The 17,015-nt window shown below is 63.9% G+C and carries 17 protein-coding genes; 6 read left to right on the top strand and 11 right to left on the bottom strand.

Annotated elements, in window-relative coordinates:
- Positions 1 to 178: 178 nt before the first annotated feature.
- Complete coding sequence (locus tag IVA95_RS10205; RefSeq protein WP_213252545.1) at positions 179 to 454, bottom strand: metal-sensitive transcriptional regulator; 276 nt, start codon at positions 452 to 454, stop codon at positions 179 to 181.
- A 44-nt stretch (positions 455 to 498) separates the two neighbouring features.
- Between IVA95_RS10205 and IVA95_RS10200 the strand changes: the two genes are divergently transcribed.
- Entirely contained in the window at positions 499 to 2,901 is a 2,403-nt protein-coding gene (locus tag IVA95_RS10200) for a heavy metal translocating P-type ATPase (protein ID WP_247510355.1), read from the top strand.
- A 244-nt stretch (positions 2,902 to 3,145) separates the two neighbouring features.
- Here IVA95_RS10200 and IVA95_RS10195 read toward each other — a convergent pair whose 3' ends face one another.
- Positions 3,146 to 4,090, bottom strand: a complete 945-nt coding sequence (locus tag IVA95_RS10195) for a hydroxymethylglutaryl-CoA lyase (protein WP_247510354.1) — start codon at positions 4,088 to 4,090, stop codon at positions 3,146 to 3,148.
- A gap of 121 nt (positions 4,091 to 4,211) precedes the next feature.
- Here IVA95_RS10195 and IVA95_RS10190 point away from each other — a divergent pair, with 121 nt between their 5' ends.
- Complete coding sequence (locus IVA95_RS10190) at positions 4,212 to 4,958, top strand: sulfate transporter family protein (protein ID WP_247510353.1); 747 nt, start codon at positions 4,212 to 4,214, stop codon at positions 4,956 to 4,958.
- Positions 4,959 to 5,054: 96 nt separating this feature from the next.
- Here IVA95_RS10190 and nth read toward each other — a convergent pair whose 3' ends face one another.
- On the bottom strand, positions 5,055 to 5,813 hold the full coding sequence (gene nth / locus IVA95_RS10185) for an endonuclease III (protein ID WP_247510352.1): 759 nt from the start codon (positions 5,811 to 5,813) through the stop codon (positions 5,055 to 5,057).
- Positions 5,814 to 5,836: 23 nt separating this feature from the next.
- On the opposite strand from nth, the gene IVA95_RS10180 reads away from it, so the two are divergent.
- A complete protein-coding gene (locus tag IVA95_RS10180) occupies positions 5,837 to 6,358 on the top strand; it encodes a DUF2244 domain-containing protein (protein WP_247510351.1) in 522 nt (173 codons plus the stop codon).
- 56 nt (positions 6,359 to 6,414) lie between these two features.
- Entirely contained in the window at positions 6,415 to 7,311 is an 897-nt protein-coding gene (locus IVA95_RS10175) for a bifunctional helix-turn-helix domain-containing protein/methylated-DNA--[protein]-cysteine S-methyltransferase (RefSeq protein ID WP_247510356.1), read from the top strand.
- A gap of 138 nt (positions 7,312 to 7,449) precedes the next feature.
- Here the strand turns inward: IVA95_RS10175 and IVA95_RS10170 are convergent, their stop codons facing one another.
- From IVA95_RS10170 to dnaK, 8 genes are all read right to left on the bottom strand, one after another.
- Positions 7,450 to 8,073, bottom strand: a complete 624-nt coding sequence (locus IVA95_RS10170) for a 2,3-bisphosphoglycerate-dependent phosphoglycerate mutase (protein WP_247510350.1) — start codon at positions 8,071 to 8,073, stop codon at positions 7,450 to 7,452.
- A 23-nt stretch (positions 8,074 to 8,096) separates the two neighbouring features.
- The gene (gene dapB / locus IVA95_RS10165) at positions 8,097 to 8,912 is read right to left on the bottom strand and encodes a 4-hydroxy-tetrahydrodipicolinate reductase (RefSeq protein ID WP_247510349.1); all 816 of its coding nucleotides are present in this window, start codon (positions 8,910 to 8,912) and stop codon (positions 8,097 to 8,099) included.
- Positions 8,913 to 9,034: 122 nt separating this feature from the next.
- The gene (locus IVA95_RS10160) at positions 9,035 to 9,337 is read right to left on the bottom strand and encodes a DUF1330 domain-containing protein (protein WP_247510348.1); all 303 of its coding nucleotides are present in this window, start codon (positions 9,335 to 9,337) and stop codon (positions 9,035 to 9,037) included.
- Positions 9,338 to 9,356: 19 nt separating this feature from the next.
- Complete coding sequence (gene pyrF / locus IVA95_RS10155; protein ID WP_247510347.1) at positions 9,357 to 10,067, bottom strand: orotidine-5'-phosphate decarboxylase; 711 nt, start codon at positions 10,065 to 10,067, stop codon at positions 9,357 to 9,359.
- Positions 10,068 to 10,073: 6 nt separating this feature from the next.
- Complete coding sequence (locus tag IVA95_RS10150; protein ID WP_247510346.1) at positions 10,074 to 10,652, bottom strand: NAD(P)H-dependent oxidoreductase; 579 nt, start codon at positions 10,650 to 10,652, stop codon at positions 10,074 to 10,076.
- A 49-nt stretch (positions 10,653 to 10,701) separates the two neighbouring features.
- Positions 10,702 to 11,304 (bottom strand): rRNA adenine N-6-methyltransferase family protein, encoded by a 603-nt coding sequence (locus IVA95_RS10145; RefSeq protein WP_213252555.1) that lies wholly within the window; start codon positions 11,302 to 11,304, stop codon positions 10,702 to 10,704.
- A gap of 207 nt (positions 11,305 to 11,511) precedes the next feature.
- Entirely contained in the window at positions 11,512 to 12,645 is a 1,134-nt protein-coding gene (gene dnaJ, locus IVA95_RS10140; RefSeq protein ID WP_213252556.1) for a molecular chaperone DnaJ, read from the bottom strand.
- A 146-nt stretch (positions 12,646 to 12,791) separates the two neighbouring features.
- Positions 12,792 to 14,693, bottom strand: a complete 1,902-nt coding sequence (dnaK, locus tag IVA95_RS10135; protein WP_213252557.1) for a molecular chaperone DnaK — start codon at positions 14,691 to 14,693, stop codon at positions 12,792 to 12,794.
- A 552-nt stretch (positions 14,694 to 15,245) separates the two neighbouring features.
- On the opposite strand from dnaK, the gene IVA95_RS10130 reads away from it, so the two are divergent.
- Both IVA95_RS10130 and pncA read left to right on the top strand, forming a co-directional pair.
- Positions 15,246 to 16,184 (top strand): hypothetical protein, encoded by a 939-nt coding sequence (locus tag IVA95_RS10130; RefSeq protein ID WP_247510345.1) that lies wholly within the window; start codon positions 15,246 to 15,248, stop codon positions 16,182 to 16,184.
- 116 nt (positions 16,185 to 16,300) lie between these two features.
- On the top strand, positions 16,301 to 17,014 hold the full coding sequence (gene pncA / locus IVA95_RS10125; RefSeq protein ID WP_247510344.1) for a bifunctional nicotinamidase/pyrazinamidase: 714 nt from the start codon (positions 16,301 to 16,303) through the stop codon (positions 17,012 to 17,014).
- Position 17,015 lies beyond the last annotated feature (1 nt).

Here is a 17,015-nt window from a genome sequence, read left to right as displayed (position 1 = left end):
CCTCAGTGCCGATCCCGTACAGAAGCAAGTGCCCGGCAGGTGGACAGCGCAAAAAGGGATTGACTAACTAAGGCCCGTTACAGAAGCCCGGATGGAGCGAAGCGCAATCCCGGGATCAGTGGATCCTCGGAGAATAGTACCGGATTTCGCTTCGCTCCATCCGGGCTACGAATACGCGCTACCTGTCGGAACGGCTGATCACGTCCATCAGTTCGGCGATCTTTTCGCGCTGGTCGGCCTTGTTGCCGCTGGTGATGGCGTGTTCAACGCAGTGCGACACATGATCTCGCAACACCTCCTCCTCGACGCGCCGCAGCGCGGCCCGGACGGCGGAGATCTGGGTGACGATGTCGATGCAGTAACGGTCTTCATCAACCATTCGTGACAGGCCGCGCACCTGGCCCTCGATCCGGCTGAGACGTTTCTGACAGGATGCCTTGATGTCTTTTCGCATGCGGCCTATATACCCCTACAGGGTATAGGTTTCAAGGGCCGAAGATGATGAAGAACAAGAATGGAAACGCTGATCGAAACGGCGCTTCGAACGGCGCATGCTGTGGCGGGCATGGCCACGCCAGCCACAGCCACCACGGCCATCAAGCCGCCGGTTCGGCGACCGTGCGCGATCCCGTCTGCGGCATGAGCGTCGACCCCGCGACCAGCAAGCACCGCTTCGACTATCACGGCGAGACCTTTCATTTCTGCTCAGCCGGCTGCCGGACCAAATTCTCCGCCGATCCCGCCGCTTATCTCGAGAAGACCAAGGCACCGAAGGCAGCCGTGCCGGAGGGCACGATCTACACCTGCCCGATGCACCCGGAGATCCGCCAGGTCGGTCCCGGAAGCTGCCCGATCTGCGGCATGGCGCTGGAGCCGGAGGTGGCAAGCCTCGATGCGCCGCCCAATCCGGAGCTCGCGGACATGACGCGCCGCTTCTGGATCGGCCTCGTGCTTGCGCTGCCGGCCGTCGTCCTGGAAATGGGCGGCCATCTCGTCGGCGGCCATGGCTGGGTCGACCAGACACTGTCGAACTGGATTCAGCTGGCGTTCGCCACGCCGGTCGTGCTCTGGGCCGGCTGGCCGTTCTTCGTGCGCGGCTGGCAGTCGCTGGTGACGCGCAATCTCAACATGTTCACGCTGATCGCGATGGGCACGGGTGTAGCTTATGTCTACAGCGTGATCGGCACCGTTGCACCCGGCATGTTCCCGGCTACCTTCCGCGGCCATGGCGGTGCGGTCGCAGTCTATTTCGAAGCGGCGGCGGTTATCACCGTGCTCGTGCTGCTCGGCCAGGTGCTCGAACTCCGTGCCCGCGAGGCGACATCAGGCGCAATCAAGGCGCTGCTGCAGCTTGCGCCGAAGACGGCGCGCCGGATCGGCGACGATGGCACGGATCATGAGGTCGAGATTGATGCGTTGGCGGTGGGGGACAAATTGCGGGTCCGGCCCGGCGAAAAGGTGCCGGTCGACGGCGTCATCCTCGAGGGCCGCTCCTCGCTCGATGAGTCGCTGGTAACGGGCGAATCCATGCCGGTGACCAAGGAACCTGGCAGGAAGGTTATCGCAGGCACGCTCAACCAGTCCGGCGGCTTCATCATGCGCGCGGACAAGGTCGGGCGGGACACGCTGCTGTCGCAGATCGTCAAGATGGTGGCGGACGCGCAGCGATCCCGCGCGCCGATCCAGCGGCTGGCCGATCAGGTTTCCGGCTGGTTCGTGCCTGTCGTCATCGTCGTGGCGTTGATCGCCTTCGGCGCCTGGGCCTGGTTCGGACCGGAGCCGCGCATGGCATTTGGTCTGGTCGCCGCCGTCAGCGTCCTCATCATCGCCTGCCCTTGCGCGCTCGGCCTCGCCACGCCGATGTCGATCATGGTCGGCGTCGGCCACGGCGCCCAGGCCGGCGTGCTGATCAAGAACGCCGAAGCGCTCGAGCGCATGGAGAAGGTCGACACGCTGGTGATCGACAAGACAGGCACGCTGACCGAGGGCAAGCCGAAAGTGGTCGCCATCGTACCGGCCGCGGGATTCGAAGAGGCAGAAATTCTGCGGCTGGCGGCGAGCGTCGAGCGCGCGAGCGAACATCCGCTCGCCGACGCCATCGTGCGGGCGGCGAGGGAACGCAATCTCGATCTCGGCAAGATCGAAGCGTTCGACTCGCCGACCGGCAAGGGAGCCATCGGCAAGGTCGACGGCAAGACCATCGTGCTCGGCAACGCGAACTTCCTGCAGTCCCTCGGCATCGATGCCAGCGCGTTGAACGAACGGGGCGAACGTCTGCGCGGCGACGGCGCGACGGTGATCAACATGGCGGTTGACGGCAACCTCGCGGGATTGTTCGCGATCGCCGACCCCGTGAAGGCATCGACACCTGACGCACTGAAGGCGCTGGCGGCCGAGGGCATCAAGGTCATCATGCTGACGGGCGACAACAAAACCACAGCCAACGCCGTCGCACGCGGCCTTGGTATCGCCGAGGTCGAAGCGGAAGTGCTGCCCGATCAGAAGAGCGCGGTGGTCGCAAAACTGCAGAAGGCGGGCAAGATCGTTGCGATGGCCGGCGACGGCGTTAACGACGCGCCGGCGCTCGCCGCAGCCGAAGTTGGCATTGCGATGGGCACGGGAACGGATGTTGCCATGGAAAGCGCCGGCGTCACCTTGCTGAAGGGCGACCTCGGCGGCATTGTCCGCGCCCGCCGGCTGTCGCAGGCGACCATGCGCAATATCAGGCAGAACCTGTTCTTCGCCTTCATCTATAACGCCGCCGGCATCCCGATCGCCGCCGGCATTCTCTATCCCGCGTTCGGCCTGTTGCTGTCACCGATCATCGCGGCGGCGGCGATGGCACTATCGTCGGTCAGCGTTGTCGGCAACGCGCTGCGATTGCGGATGACGCGGCTGTAGATTTTGCCAAAGCTCTCGCCTCACGAACAGTGAGCTCCCTCCCCCTTGCGGGGGAGGGTTGGGGAGAGGGGTTCTCTCCACGAGCACGGACCGAACAGACTGCCAGCTCATGCCAGCGCGATTCCGGTTGAACGTTGAGCACCGCCGATGCGGCCACCCCTCTCCCTAACCCTCCCCCGCAAGGGGGGAGGGAACATACCTCCCGTGTAGAAGCGTCGTCGCAAGCCAACTCAGTCGGCGCCCATCACGCCGCCCGCACCTTCCCGCGCGGCAATCCGGCCCGCGCTAGTCCGCCATACAGCGTCTCATCAGGCATTTCCGATTTGAGGATTCCGCGCACGGCGATCAGCTTCTCGATATCGATGCCGGTGTTAAATCCCTTGCTCTCGCACAGGAACACCAGATCCTCGAACACCACGTTGCCGGTCGCGCCCGGCGCGAACGGGCAGCCGCCGAGGCCACCGAGCGACCCATCGAGCACGCGCGCGCCGGCATCGAGCGCGGCGGAGGCATTGGCGATTCCCATGCCGCGCGTGTCGTGCAGGTGAATGCAGATCGGCTTTGCACCGGCGATCTTCACTGCGCCGGCGACCAGTTCGCCGACCTGTTTCGGCCCGGCATAGCCGACCGTGTCGGCGATCGCGACCATGTCGACGCCGGTCTCGAACAGCTTTTCCGTCAGCCGCAGCACTTCCGCAGGATCTACCGGCCCGACGATTGAACAGCCCAGCGCCATCGAGATCGCGGCGTTCACCACCGGTCTGTGCGCGCTGGCATCGCGCAATTCGCAGAGCCGCCTGACATTCGCGATCGCTGACGCGCGCGACCGGTTGGCGTTGGCCTGGCTGTGTTCCTCGGTTGCCGAGACCACGGTTGCCACTTCGGCCACGCCAGACGCCAGCGCCTCGTTGACGCCCCGCTCGTTCAGCGTCAGCGCGATGCCGTAGGCGCCGGGCAGCGACGCCACGGTCCCGATGATGTCGCGCACATCTGCGAATTGCGGAAACGTCTTTTGCGGCAGAAACGAGCCAACCTCGAAATGGCGTACACCCGCGGCATACTCGGCACGCATCCAGCGCTGCTTGGCGGATGTGGACGGAAACGTCTTCACGAGCTGCAGCCCATCGCGCAGGCCCACCTCGCGCAGCACGATCTTGTTGTCGGGATAGATCTCCTCAACACGGGTCATGGCAGCCTCTTGCGGCATCGTGTTTGACGACTGTCTCGTCTTCCGGGCCGGCAGGCTCTTGCCGAAGCCCTTGCGGCTATCTACCTCTCGCGAGGGCTTTTTCACAAGAGGCAGAACCGCCATGTTGGACGCCGCCGTCAAGGCGCTTTCGCAGATACTGTCGCCGCCGATGCGCACCATCCTGTGGCGCTCGATCGGGCTGGCGCTGGTGCTGATTACGGTACTGGCGATCGGCTTGCAGCGCGCATTGAGCTGGTTTGCTGAGTACGGCGAAGTCTGGGCCGAGGCGATGCTCGGCCCGGGCTTCCACACGACGCTCAACATCCTTTCCTGGATCATCTCGATCGCGGCCGGCCTTGGCGTCGTGCTCGGCGGGATCTTCTTGATGCCGGCGGTCACCTCGCTGATCGCGAGCGTGTTTGTCGATGACGTCGCCGAGCATGTCGAGCGCAAGCATTATCCAGCCGAGCGTCCCGGCGACGCGCTGCCGCTCGGCGTCGCGATCCCCGAGGGCATCAAGACCGCGCTGCTCACCATTCTGGTCTATCTGATCGCCCTGCCCTTCGTGCTGTTCGCAGGCGCAGGTTTTCTCATTTTCTTCATCGCCACCGCCTGGCTTTTGGGCCGCGAATATTTCGAACTCGCCGCGATGCGCTTCCGCTCGCCGGCGGAAGCCAAGGCGATGCGCAAGGACCATGCGGCGACCGTGTTCACCGCGGGCCTGTTCATCGCCGCCTTCGTGTCGATCCCGATCGTCAATCTGGCGACGCCGCTATTCGGCATGGCCTTCATGGTCCACATGCACAAACGCCTGTCCGGCCCACGCCCCGAACTGATCGAACCGGCGCGGAAGATGCCGGTGGCTTAAAGGGTCCAAGTCCATCATTGCGAGCGAAGCGAAGCAATCCACGTCTCCGCGCGGGGATAGATGGATTGCTTCGCTTCGCTCGCAATGACGCTTGGCTCACACCGTCTTTTCCGGCCACCGACACAGATCGTTGATCAAGCAGACCTCGCAGCGCGGCTTGCGGGCGAGGCAGGTATAGCGCCCGTGCAGGATCAGCCAGTGATGGGCGTGCCGCATGAATTCCGGCGGAATCACCTTTTCCAGCCCGAGCTCGACTTCGAGCGGCGTGTTGCCGGACGCGAGCCCGGTACGATTGCCAACGCGGAACACATGCGTATCGACTGCCATGGTGTGTTCGCCATAGGCCATGTTGAGCACGACATTGGCGGTCTTGCGCCCGGCGCCGGGAAGCGACTCGATTTCAGCGCGGGTGCGCGGCACCTCGCCGCCGAATTCATCGATCAGCTTTTGCGATAGCGCGATGACGTTTTTCGCCTTGTTGCGATAGAGCCCGATGGTCCTGATGTAGTCGCGCACCTTGTCTTCGCCGAGCGCCAGCATCTTCTCCGGCGTATCGGCCACTGCAAACAGCGCGCGCGTCGCCTTGTTGACGCCGGCGTCGGTCGCCTGCGCCGATAGCACCACCGCCACCAGCAGCGTGTAGGGGTTGAGATGTTCGAGCTCGCCCTTCGGCTCCGGATTGGCCTTGCGAAATCGGCTGAAGGCTTCGTGGATCTCGGCCGGCGTCCAGGGTTTCGGCTTCGGTGCCCTTTTCGTCCGCGCCGGCAACGTCTTGGCGGCCTTCTTCGCCGGTCTATTCGGCACCGATGGAACACGGGCTTTTTTGGCGCCGGAAGCGCGGATGATTTTGGCCATGATCGGGGATATACTGATACGCGATGACCGCAGGCAACGACTTTGATCCGGCGCTTGACCAGCCGACACTGTTTTCGGCGCGGGTGACGCCGCATCGCTCGCTGAACCGCACCGGGTTTTTGGTGCTGATGATTTTCATCAGCGGCGTGAGCTTTGTCGCCGGCATCGCATTTTTGCTGATGGGCGCCTGGCCAGTGGTCGGTTTTTTCGGCCTTGATTTGCTGGTGATCTACTGGGCGTTCCGGATCAATTTTCGCAGCGCTGATGCCACCGAGGACATCATGGTGACGCCAACGGAGTTGCGCGTCCGGCGGGTCAGCCATCGCGGCCATCTGATGGAATGGTCGTGCAATCCGCTTTGGGTGCAGTTAGAGCAGACCGGCGACCCGGAATTCGGCATCGAGCGGCTTTACCTGGTCTCTCGCGGCCGCCGGATGTCGATCGGCCAAGTTCTGGGACCCGACGAAAAAGCTAGCTTTGCCAAAGCCTTATTGGCCGCGCTACAGGTCGCCAAGCGCGGGCCGACCTATAATCCGGTGGCTTGAGGTGCTTGTCGGAAATCGGGTGGTTTGGAGGCCGCATGCGCCCTAAATCAGACCCCATGATGATATCAGCCATACATGACCAGCGCCTGGCCAAGCCGGGCCACCAGAGCGCCGCGCTGCGCGATTACGATTCGGTGCGCCGCGCCATCGCGTTCATCTCGGAGCATTGGCGCACGCAGCCGACCATTGAGGCGATGGCGGATGCCGCCGCCGTGACGCCGGACGAACTGCACCATCTATTCCGCCGCTGGGCCGGACTGACGCCGAAGGCGTTTATGCAGGCGCTTACTCTGGACCATGCGAAGGGCTTGTTGCGCGATTCCGCGAGCGTGCTTGATGCGGCGCTCGACTCGGGGTTGTCTGGCCCGGGGCGGCTGCATGATCTCTTCGTCACCCATGAAGCGATGTCTCCGGGCGAGTGGAAGAATGGCGGCGCCGGCATGACGCTGAGTTACGGGTTCCATGCTTCGCCGTTCGGCACGGCCATCGTGATCGCGAGCGAGCGAGGCCTTGCGGGGCTCGCCTTCGCGGATCCCGGCGACGAGCCGACAGCGTTCGCCGACATGAAGCGGCGCTGGCCGAATGCGACCTATGTCGAGGACCATGACGGCACCGTCGGCCTCGCGCAACGCATCTTCGATACGCGGCTGTGGCGGCCGGATCAGCCGCTGCGCGTGGTGCTGATCGGCACCGATTTCGAGGTGCGGGTGTGGGAGACGCTATTGAAGATCCCGATGGGCCGCGCGGTCTGTTATTCCGACATCGCCACCAAGATCAAAAGCCCGAAAGCCTCGCGCGCGGTCGGCGCAGCGGTCGGCCGCAACCCGGTATCGTTCGTGGTGCCCTGCCATCGCGCCCTCGGCAAAGGCGGCGCGCTCACCGGGTATCACTGGGGCATCACCCGCAAGCAGGCGATGCTCGGCTGGGAAGCGGGGCAAGTCGGATTGCATTAGCGATCAAGGCGCACCCAAGCCAATTCCCGTCACCCTGAGGAGGCTGCAAGGCGGCCGTCTCGAAGGGCGACGGGCCCGGCCGCTCATCCTTCGAGGCTCGCTAGTGCTCGCACCTCAGGATGACGGGTCGAAGTGTGCTCACGCCGCCAGATCGAGCTTCGACGCGACCGTCGAATCGGCATTGAGCCGGTAGATCACCGGCGCGCCGGTTGCGAGTTCGCGCTTCAATATCTGCTCGGGCGTCAACTTCTCCAGCACCATGATCAGCGCGCGCAGCGAGTTGCCGTGGGCGGCGACCAGCGTGCGCTCGCCTCGCAGCACGCCAGGCAGAATCTCCTGCACGTAGTACGGCAGCGCGCGCGCCAGCGTGTCCTTGAGGCTTTCGCCGCCGGGCGGCGGCACGTCATAAGAGCGGCGCCAGATCAAGACCTGCTCCTCACCCCATTTCTTGCGGGCGTCATCCTTGTTGAGTCCCGAGAGGTCGCCGTAGTCGCGTTCGTTAAGCGCCAGATCGCATTTGGTCGGCAATCCGGTCTGGCCGATCTCCGCCAGCGCCAGGTCGAGCGTGCGCTGCGCCCGCTTCAGCACCGAGGTAAAGGCGACATCGAACGTCAGTCCCTGCGCCTTCAGCTTGCGGCCGGCGTCTTTTGCCTCGGAGATACCGAGTTCGGAGAGATCAGGATCCTTCCAGCCGGTGAACAGGTTCTTCAAATTCCAGTCGCTCTGGCCGTGCCGCACGAGCACGAGAAGACGATCGCTCATTCCAGATTTCCGTTTTTCGATGGTTAGAAGTCGGCCAACCCGAGCACGTCGGCCATCGTGTAGAAGCCGGGCCCCTTGCCCCGCGCCCACAGCGCCGCCTTGACGGCGCCCTGCGCAAACATGGTCCGGTCCTCGGCGCGGTGGGTCAGTTCGATCCGCTCCATGGGCCCTGCGAAGATCACAGAATGATCGCCGGTGACGGTGCCGCCGCGTAGCGAAGCGAAGCCGATGTCGCCCGGCCGCCGCGCGCCGGTATGCCCGTCGCGGCCGCGCGCGGAGCGGGCGTGCAGATCGACGCCGCGGCCGGCGGCGGCGGCTTCACCGAGCAGGAAGGCCGTGCCCGATGGCGCGTCGATCTTGGCCTTGTGGTGCATCTCGACGATTTCGATGTCAAAACTTTCGTCCAACGACTGCGCGACACGCTTGACCAGCGCGGCGAGCAGATTGATGCCGAGGCTCATATTACCGGACTGCACCACCACCGCACGCGAGGTGACGCTCTTGATGACCGCCATGTCTGATGCCGACAGGCCGGTGGTTCCGACGATGTGCACCAAGCCGCGTTCGGCGGCGATCGCGACATTGGCGATGGTGGCGGCGGGCACGGTGAAATCCAGAATGCCGTCGGCATTAGCGGACAATTTCCAGAGGTCCGCCGACAACTCGACGCCATTGGCCGGCAGGCCGGCGAGCACGCCGGCATCCTTGCCCAGAAGTTCCGAGCCCGGCGCTTCCAGCGCCCCGACCAGGACCGCACCCGGCGTTTCCGAAATGACGCGCACCAGCGCACGGCCCATCCGGCCGCCGGCCCCCGCAACGATCAATCGCATATCGGCCATGGCTTTTACCTCTGCACGCCCTATAGCGGGACGAGGCCGTTCCGGCAACCAATCAGAGCCCCATCGGCCGTCATGGCCGGGTCAAGCCAGCCATGACCGAGAAAGATGCTTCCCCGCCGCGCTCAGGGCTGCGGGCCGTCATAGCCCTCGATGACGATGAGGTCCGCAATCGAGTGCGGCTGCCGCACCTTGATGTTGGCCTGGTAGTCCGGCGAATTGTAGCAGGCCAGCGCCTTCTCATAGCTGTCGAATTCGATCACGACATTGCGCGAGCGGCATTGGCCTTCGACCGCGGTGAACTTGCCGCCGCGCACGATGAAGCGCCCGCCGAATTTCTGGAAGATGGCCGGGTTGGCCGCCATATAGGGTTTGTAGCCCTCATCATTGTGAACGTCGACGCGTCCGATCCAGTATCCTTTGGCCATCTCAATCTCCTTCTTGTTGTTACGTGATCGCCTGCTCGATTTCCGTCTGAATGGCATCCGCAGCAAGCCTGGGATCGGCGGCTTCCGTGATCGGCCGTCCGACCACCAGATAGTCTGCACCCGCGGCAATCGCCCTGGCCGGCGTCATGATGCGCTTCTGGTCGCCGGTCGCAGCGCCCGCCGGGCGAATACCCGGCGTCACCAGATGCATCTGGTGACCGACGATCTTGCGCAACGCGGCTGCCTCTTCCGGCGAGCTGACGAGGCCATCGACGCCGAGCACCTGCGCCTGCTGGGCGCGCGCTTCCACCAGGTCGGAAACGTTGAGACGATAGCCGGCGGCATGCAGGTCGCCGTCGTCATAAGAGGTCAGCACGGTGACGGCAAGAATTTTCAAGCCTGATCCCGCGCGCGCCTCGACCGCGGCCTTCATGGTCTGCGGATAGGCGTGCACGGTGAGGAACGTCGCGCCCAATTTTGCCACGCTCTCCACGCCGCGCGCCACCGTATTGCCGATGTCGTGCAGCTTGAGATCGACAAAAACCTTCTTGCCTGACTTTGCCAGTTGCTGCGCCAGCGGCAATCCGCCGGCATAGGCGAGCTGATAGCCGATCTTGTAGAAACTCACGCTGTCGCCGAGCCGCGCGATCAACGCTTCCGCTTCAGTCACCCCGGGCAGGTCGAGCGCGACGATCAGCCGATCCTTCGGCGCGATACTGGCTGGCTGCATGTCACCTCACATCATGCGTTGGGAAACGTCGATCAACTGCCGCACCAGCGCTTTCAGCCCCTCGGCATCAGCAGCATTCTTCAGGCGGTCCATCTCGTCATAGGCATCGTCGGCGAACGCCAGCGCGAGCTGGTTCGGTATCACGGTTGCATGACACGCCGACAGGATCAGCCGCAGCGCGGCCAGCGCGCGGGCGCCGCCGAGCCGGTTGCCGGAGGCCGACGCAATCGCAAACACCCGATCGCGAAACACCTGGCTGCGGGTCTCGTGTGCGTCCTGCACCCGGCTTACCCAGTCGATGGTGTTTTTCACCAGTGCCGGCACCGAGGAATTGTATTCCGGCGTGACGATCAGCACGCCATGATGGGCTGCCATCATTCGCTTCAGGTTGACCGCGTGTTTCGGCACGCCCGATTTCGCCTGCAGGTCGCCGTCATAGATCGGCAGCGGAAAGTCGGCGAGCGAGATCCGCGTTACGTCGGCGCCGGCCAGCGCCAGTTCATGCGCGGCGACGGCCGCCAGCCTCGCATTGAGCGAGCCTGACCGTAGCGATCCCGGGATCACGAGGATTTTCAGCGCGGACATATCTTAGAAATCGCACTCGGGTCTAACCGGCCGCGCGAGAGCAGGCGGCTTAGCCCTTGCGATACACCCAGACCCGGGCGGGCGGAAGGTTCATCCAGATCCGCTCGGAAGCTTCTGTGGACACGCCCGGCAGCGATTTCGGGATCGGCGGCGCGACCGAATAGGTGAACTGCACGAAGGGTGCGCCGGGCGCGAGCGCCATGAAGGCGTCGCGGATCAGTTTCAGGCGCGTCAGCATCGGTTTGGTCACGAGCGGCAGGCCCGAAATGACGGCGGAGGCCGGCGCGTCCAGCACGCCCTCAAGCGAGGTGCGCAGCGCATACGCATCGCCCTGCACCACCTTGGCCTGGGGATAACGGTCACGCAGCAGCGCGCAGAAGCCGGGATTGTATTCGACCAGCACGAGCCGCCTCTGATCGACACCATGTTCGATCAGCGCATTGGTGATCGCGCCGGTCCCGGGTCCAAGTTCGATGACCGGTCCTTCGGACAAGACGTCGACATATTGCGCCATGGTCCGGGCGAGCATCTTGCTCGACGGCATCACCGCGCCCATGTGCAGCGGCTTTTCGATCCATGAACGGAGGAAGCGAACCTCATCGTCGAGACGGAGAGGCTTCTTCAACGCACGCACGGACGATTGCAAAGGCATGTCGCTACCAGGCGGGACCCCGCTGACGCGCGGGATGTCAGAAAACAGTCACAAACACGTATAGGTCGACGGGGGTATGGTCAAGCCAAACGGTGATGCGCCAGACGCGCCAAAGTGCCCGCGACCCGGCGATAACACCCTGTGCAAGCTGAATGAATCATGACTGCCGGGCGAGACCTGCACTCGCCCGGGCGACGTGCATGCGGTTCAGGAGCCAACGCGGTTGCCGAAGAAGTCCTTGACCTTGGTGAAGAAGCCCACCGCCTCCGGCTGGGTTGCCCCGGAGGACAACTTTTCAAACTCGGCGAGCAGTTCCTGCTGCTTCTTGGTCAGATTTTGCGGCGTTTCGACCATGACCTGGACATACATGTCGCCGGTCTGGCGCGAGCGGAGCACCGGCATGCCCTTTGATGCAATGCGGAAACGGCGGCCGGACTGCGTTCCCGCCGGCACCTTCACCTTGGTCTTGCCCTTGTCGATGGTGGGCACCTCGAATTCGCCGCCGAGTGCGGCTGCGACCATCGAGATCGGAACCCGACAGTGCAAATCGGCGCCGTCGCGTTGGAAGAATTCGTGGGTGGCCAGCGACAAGAAAATGTAGAGGTCGCCGGGCGGGCCGCCGCGGACGCCAGCCTCGCCTTCGCCGGCCAGCCGGATACGCGTGCCGTCCTCGACGCCCGGCGGAATGTTGACCGACAACGTCCGGTCGCGCGTCACCCGTCCCGTGCCTGAGCAATTCGGGCAGGCGTCCTCGATCATCTGGCCGCGGCCCTGACAGCCAGGGCAGGTCCGCTCCAGCGTGAAGAAGCCCTGAGCCTGACGCACGCGGCCGGCGCCGCCGCACATCGCGCAGGTCTTCGGCTTGGTGCCGGCCTTCGCGCCGGTGCCCGAACAAGGCTCGCAGGTGACCGAGACCGGAATTTCGATCTGCGCGGTCTTGCCGAGGTAGGCTTCCTCCAGCGTGATTTCCATGTTGTAGCGCAGGTCGGCGCCGCGCTCGCGTCCGCCGCCGCGTCCGCGCTGCCCGGCCATGCCGAACAGGTCTTCGAAAATATCTGAAAACGACGAGGCGAAGCCGGCGCCGAAGCCAGGACCGCCGCCGCCCATGCCCTGCTCGAACGCGGCGTGGCCGTAGCGGTCATAGGCGGCGCGCTTGTCGCCGTCTTTGAGGACTTCGTAGGCCTCGTTGATTTCCTTGAACTTCATCTCGCTGGTGGCATCGCCCGGATTCCTGTCCGGATGCCATTTCATCGCCAGCTTGCGGAATGCCGCCTTCAGCTTGGACTCGTCCGCGTTCCGATCGACTTCCAGGGTTTCGTAATAGCAGCGCTTGGTGGACATCAGTCAAACCCGCCCGAATTCGTCTTCATGCCGAAGGCACCCTCGATCGAAAAAAGATGCAGCCATCGGCTTAAAGAAAAATGACCCTCACCCATCGAACGCAGCGCTCGCGCTCTTTGGAGGAGGGTCATGATCGAAAGCCCGTTTTAAGCCGACTTCTTGTTGTTCTTGTCGTCGTCGACCTCGGTGAACTCCGCGTCGACCACGTCATCCTTGGCGGCATCCCGCTTGGCATCCGCCTCGGCCTGCTGCTTGTACATGGCCTCGCCGAGCTTCATCGAAGCCTGCGCCAGCGTGTTGGTCTTGGCCTTGATGGCCTCGGCGTCGTCGCCCTTCAGCGCTTCCTTCAAATCGCTGACGGCGTCCTCGATGGCGCGGCGCTCTGAGTCTTCCACCTTCGAACCGTGCTCGGCCAGCGCCTTCTCGGTGGAATGCACCAGCGCGTCGGCATGGTTCTTGGCGTCGACCGCCTCGCGTCGCTTCTTGTCCTCGGCCGCGTTGGCCTCGGCGTCCTTGACCATCTTCTGGATGTCGGCTTCGGAGAGGCCGCCGGACGCCTGAATCCGGATCTGCTGCTCCTTGCCGGTCGCCTTGTCCCTGGCCGAGACGTTGACGATGCCGTTGGCGTCGATGTCGAAGGTGACCTCGATCTGCGGCATGCCGCGCGGCGCCGGCGGAATGCCCATCAGGTCGAACTGACCGAGCACCTTGTTGTCGGCCGCCATTTCACGCTCGCCCTGGAAGACGCGGATGGTGACCGCATTCTGGTTGTCCTCGGCGGTCGAGAACACCTGGCTCTTCTTGGTCGGGATCGTGGTGTTGCGGTCGATGATGCGGGTGAACACGCCACCCAGCGTCTCGATGCCGAGCGACAGCGGCGTCACGTCGAGCAGCAGCACGTCCTTGACGTCGCCCTGCAGCACGCCCGCTTGAATGGCCGCACCGATGGCAACGACTTCGTCCGGGTTGACGCCCTTGTGCGGCTCCTTGCCGAACAACTGCTTCACGACCTCCTGGACCTTCGGCATGCGGGTCATGCCGCCGACCAGCACCACTTCACCGATTTCGGCGGCGGTCAGGCCCGCGTCCTTTAGCGCCTTGCGGCAGGGCTCGATGGTCTTCTGAACGAGATCGTCGACCAGCGCCTCGAACTTGGCGCGGGTCAATTTCATCGTCAGATGCTTCGGCCCGGTCTGGTCCGCCGTGATGAACGGCAGGTTGATTTCGGTCTGCGTCGTCGACGACAGCTCGATCTTGGCCTTTTCGGCGGCCTCTTTCAGGCGCTGCAAGGCAAGCTTGTCGCTACGCAGGTTGATGCCCTGCTCCTTCTGGAATTCGTCGGCGAGATAACCGACCAGGCGCATGTCGAAATCTTCACCGCCGAGGAAGGTGTCGCCGTTGGTGGACTTCACTTCGAACACGCCGTCGCCGATCTCGAGAATCGAGATATCGAAGGTGCCGCCGCCGAGGTCGTACACGGCGATGGTGCCCGCCTTCGTCTTGTCGAGACCGTAGGCCAGCGCTGCCGCTGTCGGCTCGTTGATAATGCGCAGCACTTCGAGACCGGCGATCTTGCCGGCATCCTTGGTGGCTTGGCGCTGCGCGTCGTTGAAGTAGGCGGGAACGGTGATGACGGCCTGCTCGACTTTTTGGCCGAGATGGGCTTCCGCGGTCTCCTTCATCTTCTGCAGGATGAAGGCCGAGACCTGCGAGGGCGAGTAGGTCTTGCCGTCGGCTTCGACCCAGGCGTCGCCGTTCGATGCCTTGACGATCTTGTAGGGGACGAGCTTCTTGTCCTTCTCGACCATCGGATCGTCGTAGCGGCGGCCGATCAGGCGCTTCACCGCAAAGAACGTCCGCTCGGGATTGGTCACCGCCTGGCGCTTTGCGGGCTGGCCGACGAGGCGCTCGCCGTCATCGGTGACGGCAACGATCGAAGGCGTGGTGCGCATGCCCTCCGCGTTCTCGATGACTCTTGCAGTCTTGCCATCCATTACGGCGACACACGAATTCGTGGTGCCGAGATCGATCCCAATGACCTTTCCCATGGTCCTCATATCCTTCTTTTTGCGGCAGGTTGGCTGGGCCCTGGACGGCGCACCTAACCGAACCCCCAACGTTCAAATACTCGCGATATTGCGACGGTGAGCCTCATATAGGAGGGGGGGTTGTGCCTGCAAGGACCGAGCGCAAGCTTAGGGCCTGAAAAGGCTGGCGTTTGAAAGATTGTGCCGCCCAGGGCCGGGCCCCGCGCCGCGACCGGCGTTAAGAAATCGGCAACCCGTTCATCGGTGACGCCTCGAAGCGTTGCACAGCGATACCGCAGCATCCTCACGGCGTGGACCGGCCGCCGTGAGAGGGGACGCGGTATTTGGCCGCTGGAAGCGCCCAAAAAAGAGCTCGGAGACCGGGCAGAATGCCGCGAAAGGCCGACATATGGGAGCGTGACGGGGGAACGGACGCCCGCCCTGCCCTGTTGCAGGGACATCAAAACCGCTAAAAGCGGGCCGAACGGAACGACCCAGTCGCGCCCGAGCCCAGATTCCATCAGCTCCACCGTCCGATCACTGAACGGCCCCATGCAAACCCGGTAGACCTCCATGAAGCTGCTTCGATATTTTGCTGCGGTTGCCCTCCTCGTTGCCGCCACCTCCTCCGCCTTCGCTGCGGACCCGGTTTTCCCGCCAGGCGCCAGGGTCGGCATGACGCCGTTGGTCGGCCTCAACAAGGCCAGGGCGTTCACGGGATTCGAGACCGAAGACCAGGGCGTCAAGGTCCTGGTCGCCGACCTGCCCGCCGAGGCCTATGGCGAGGTCGCCAATGCCTTCAAGGCCAATCCCGGCGGCACTGGCGGCATCAAGCCGGAGAGCATCGAGACCAAGGCGGGGCTCGCCTACTACACCGTCGAGAACGCCAAGGACGGCGCCACCAACGTGCGCCGCTATTCCATGATCCTGCCCGGCCCCACCTTCTCCGGCTACGTCGCCGTGCAGGTGCCGGAGAACGCCTCGAAGATCTATACCGACGATGCCGTGCGCCAGATGTTCGCGTCGGCGGTAATCCGCAACGAAGTTCCTGTCGAGGAACAGCTCGGGATGATGCCGTTCAAGATCAGCGAGCTATCGAGCTTCAAGAACGTCCGTACGCTGGCGCCGGGCGCTGCCCTCATTCTCTCCGACAGCGACGAAAAGAAAGGCTTCGAGGTCGCGCCCTTCATGATCATCGGCCTGATCGGCTCGACGGCGGCATCGCCTGACGATCGCGGCCGCTTTGCCCAGCAGATCGCGACCACCATTCCCGGCGTACGCGACGGCAGGATCACGATGTCGGAGCCGGTCCGCATCGATGGCCAGCCCGGCTACGAGACACGGATCGACGCCGTGAGCGGCAAGGACAACACGCCCGTTACGATCGTCCAATGGCTGCGGTTCGGCTCCCAGACCTCGATGCGCATCATCGGCTCTACGCCGCGCGACGAATGGACCAAGGCATTTCCGCGCTTCCGCGCCGTGCGCGACGGTATTCATCCGCGGACCTGATCGCGAATTCGGAAAAGCGCGCCCTGATATTCAGAACGCGCCGAAATTTCGGGCTTTCGTTCGTACACCAATGGAACTAGCCTTCCCCTGTCGGTTCACGACAAGGGAGACGCGCTATGCTTTCTCGCAGGCTGGTTCTGACAGGCTTTGGCGCGGCATCCGTCGTCGCCCTCGTTCCAACGGCGCTGTGGGCGGCGCCGATAAAGCCAGACGACGCTTCCGCGCTGCTCGTCATCGACGTGCAAAACTGTTTCCTGCCGGGCGGCAGCCTCGCCGTGAAAGACGGCGAGCAGGTGGTGCCCATCATCAACCGCATCGCCAAGGGCTTTGCCAATGTGGTGATGACGCAGGACTGGCACACCGCGGGCCACGTCTCGTTCGCCTCCACCCATTCCGGCAAAAAGCCGTTCGAGACGGTGAACCTTCGCTATGGCAAGCAGGTGCTGTGGCCGGATCATTGCGTGCAGGGCACCGAGGGCGCCTCGCTGTCAAAAGACCTCGCGATCCCGCATGCCGGCCTCATCATCCGCAAGGGTTTTCACAAGGACGTCGACAGCTATTCGGCCTTCACCGAGGCCGACGGCAAGACCACAACAGGGCTCGCTGCGTACCTGAAGGCGCGCAAGGTGAAGCGGGTTTTCCTCGCCGGCCTCGCGACCGACTTCTGCGTGGCATGGAGCGCGCTGGATGCACGCAAGGCGGGCTTCGCGACCTATGTGATCGAGGACGCCTGCCGCGGCATCGACACCCAGGGCTCGCTCGCCAAGGCCTGGGCCGACATGACCAAGGCCGGCGTAAAGCGCATTCAGTCGAGCGATATCGCGGCCTAGC

The organism is Bradyrhizobium sp. 157 (genome assembly GCF_023073815.1).
Lineage (GTDB): Bacteria > Pseudomonadota > Alphaproteobacteria > Rhizobiales > Xanthobacteraceae > Bradyrhizobium.
Note: the sequence above shows the minus strand (reverse complement) of the source record. Positions and strands in the feature narration are given on the sequence as shown.

Bases quoted from the DNA above. Each gene is read 5' to 3' on its own strand.
- IVA95_RS10205 (WP_213252545.1), bottom strand. From the start codon at position 454: ATGCGAAAAGACATCAAGGCATCCTGTCAGAAACGTCTCAGCCGGATC.
- IVA95_RS10200 (WP_247510355.1), top strand. From the start codon at position 499: ATGATGAAGAACAAGAATGGAAACGCTGATCGAAACGGCGCTTCGAAC.
- IVA95_RS10195 (WP_247510354.1), bottom strand. From the start codon at position 4,090: ATGACCCGTGTTGAGGAGATCTATCCCGACAACAAGATCGTGCTGCGC.
- IVA95_RS10190 (WP_247510353.1), top strand. From the start codon at position 4,212: ATGTTGGACGCCGCCGTCAAGGCGCTTTCGCAGATACTGTCGCCGCCG.
- nth (WP_247510352.1), bottom strand. From the start codon at position 5,813: ATGGCCAAAATCATCCGCGCTTCCGGCGCCAAAAAAGCCCGTGTTCCA.
- IVA95_RS10180 (WP_247510351.1), top strand. From the start codon at position 5,837: ATGACCGCAGGCAACGACTTTGATCCGGCGCTTGACCAGCCGACACTG.
- IVA95_RS10175 (WP_247510356.1), top strand. From the start codon at position 6,415: ATGATGATATCAGCCATACATGACCAGCGCCTGGCCAAGCCGGGCCAC.
- IVA95_RS10170 (WP_247510350.1), bottom strand. From the start codon at position 8,073: ATGAGCGATCGTCTTCTCGTGCTCGTGCGGCACGGCCAGAGCGACTGG.
- dapB (WP_247510349.1), bottom strand. From the start codon at position 8,912: ATGGCCGATATGCGATTGATCGTTGCGGGGGCCGGCGGCCGGATGGGC.
- IVA95_RS10160 (WP_247510348.1), bottom strand. From the start codon at position 9,337: ATGGCCAAAGGATACTGGATCGGACGCGTCGACGTTCACAATGATGAG.
- pyrF (WP_247510347.1), bottom strand. From the start codon at position 10,067: ATGCAGCCAGCCAGTATCGCGCCGAAGGATCGGCTGATCGTCGCGCTC.
- IVA95_RS10150 (WP_247510346.1), bottom strand. From the start codon at position 10,652: ATGTCCGCGCTGAAAATCCTCGTGATCCCGGGATCGCTACGGTCAGGC.
- IVA95_RS10145 (WP_213252555.1), bottom strand. From the start codon at position 11,304: ATGCCTTTGCAATCGTCCGTGCGTGCGTTGAAGAAGCCTCTCCGTCTC.
- dnaJ (WP_213252556.1), bottom strand. From the start codon at position 12,645: ATGTCCACCAAGCGCTGCTATTACGAAACCCTGGAAGTCGATCGGAAC.
- dnaK (WP_213252557.1), bottom strand. From the start codon at position 14,693: ATGGGAAAGGTCATTGGGATCGATCTCGGCACCACGAATTCGTGTGTC.
- IVA95_RS10130 (WP_247510345.1), top strand. From the start codon at position 15,246: ATGAAGCTGCTTCGATATTTTGCTGCGGTTGCCCTCCTCGTTGCCGCC.
- pncA (WP_247510344.1), top strand. From the start codon at position 16,301: ATGCTTTCTCGCAGGCTGGTTCTGACAGGCTTTGGCGCGGCATCCGTC.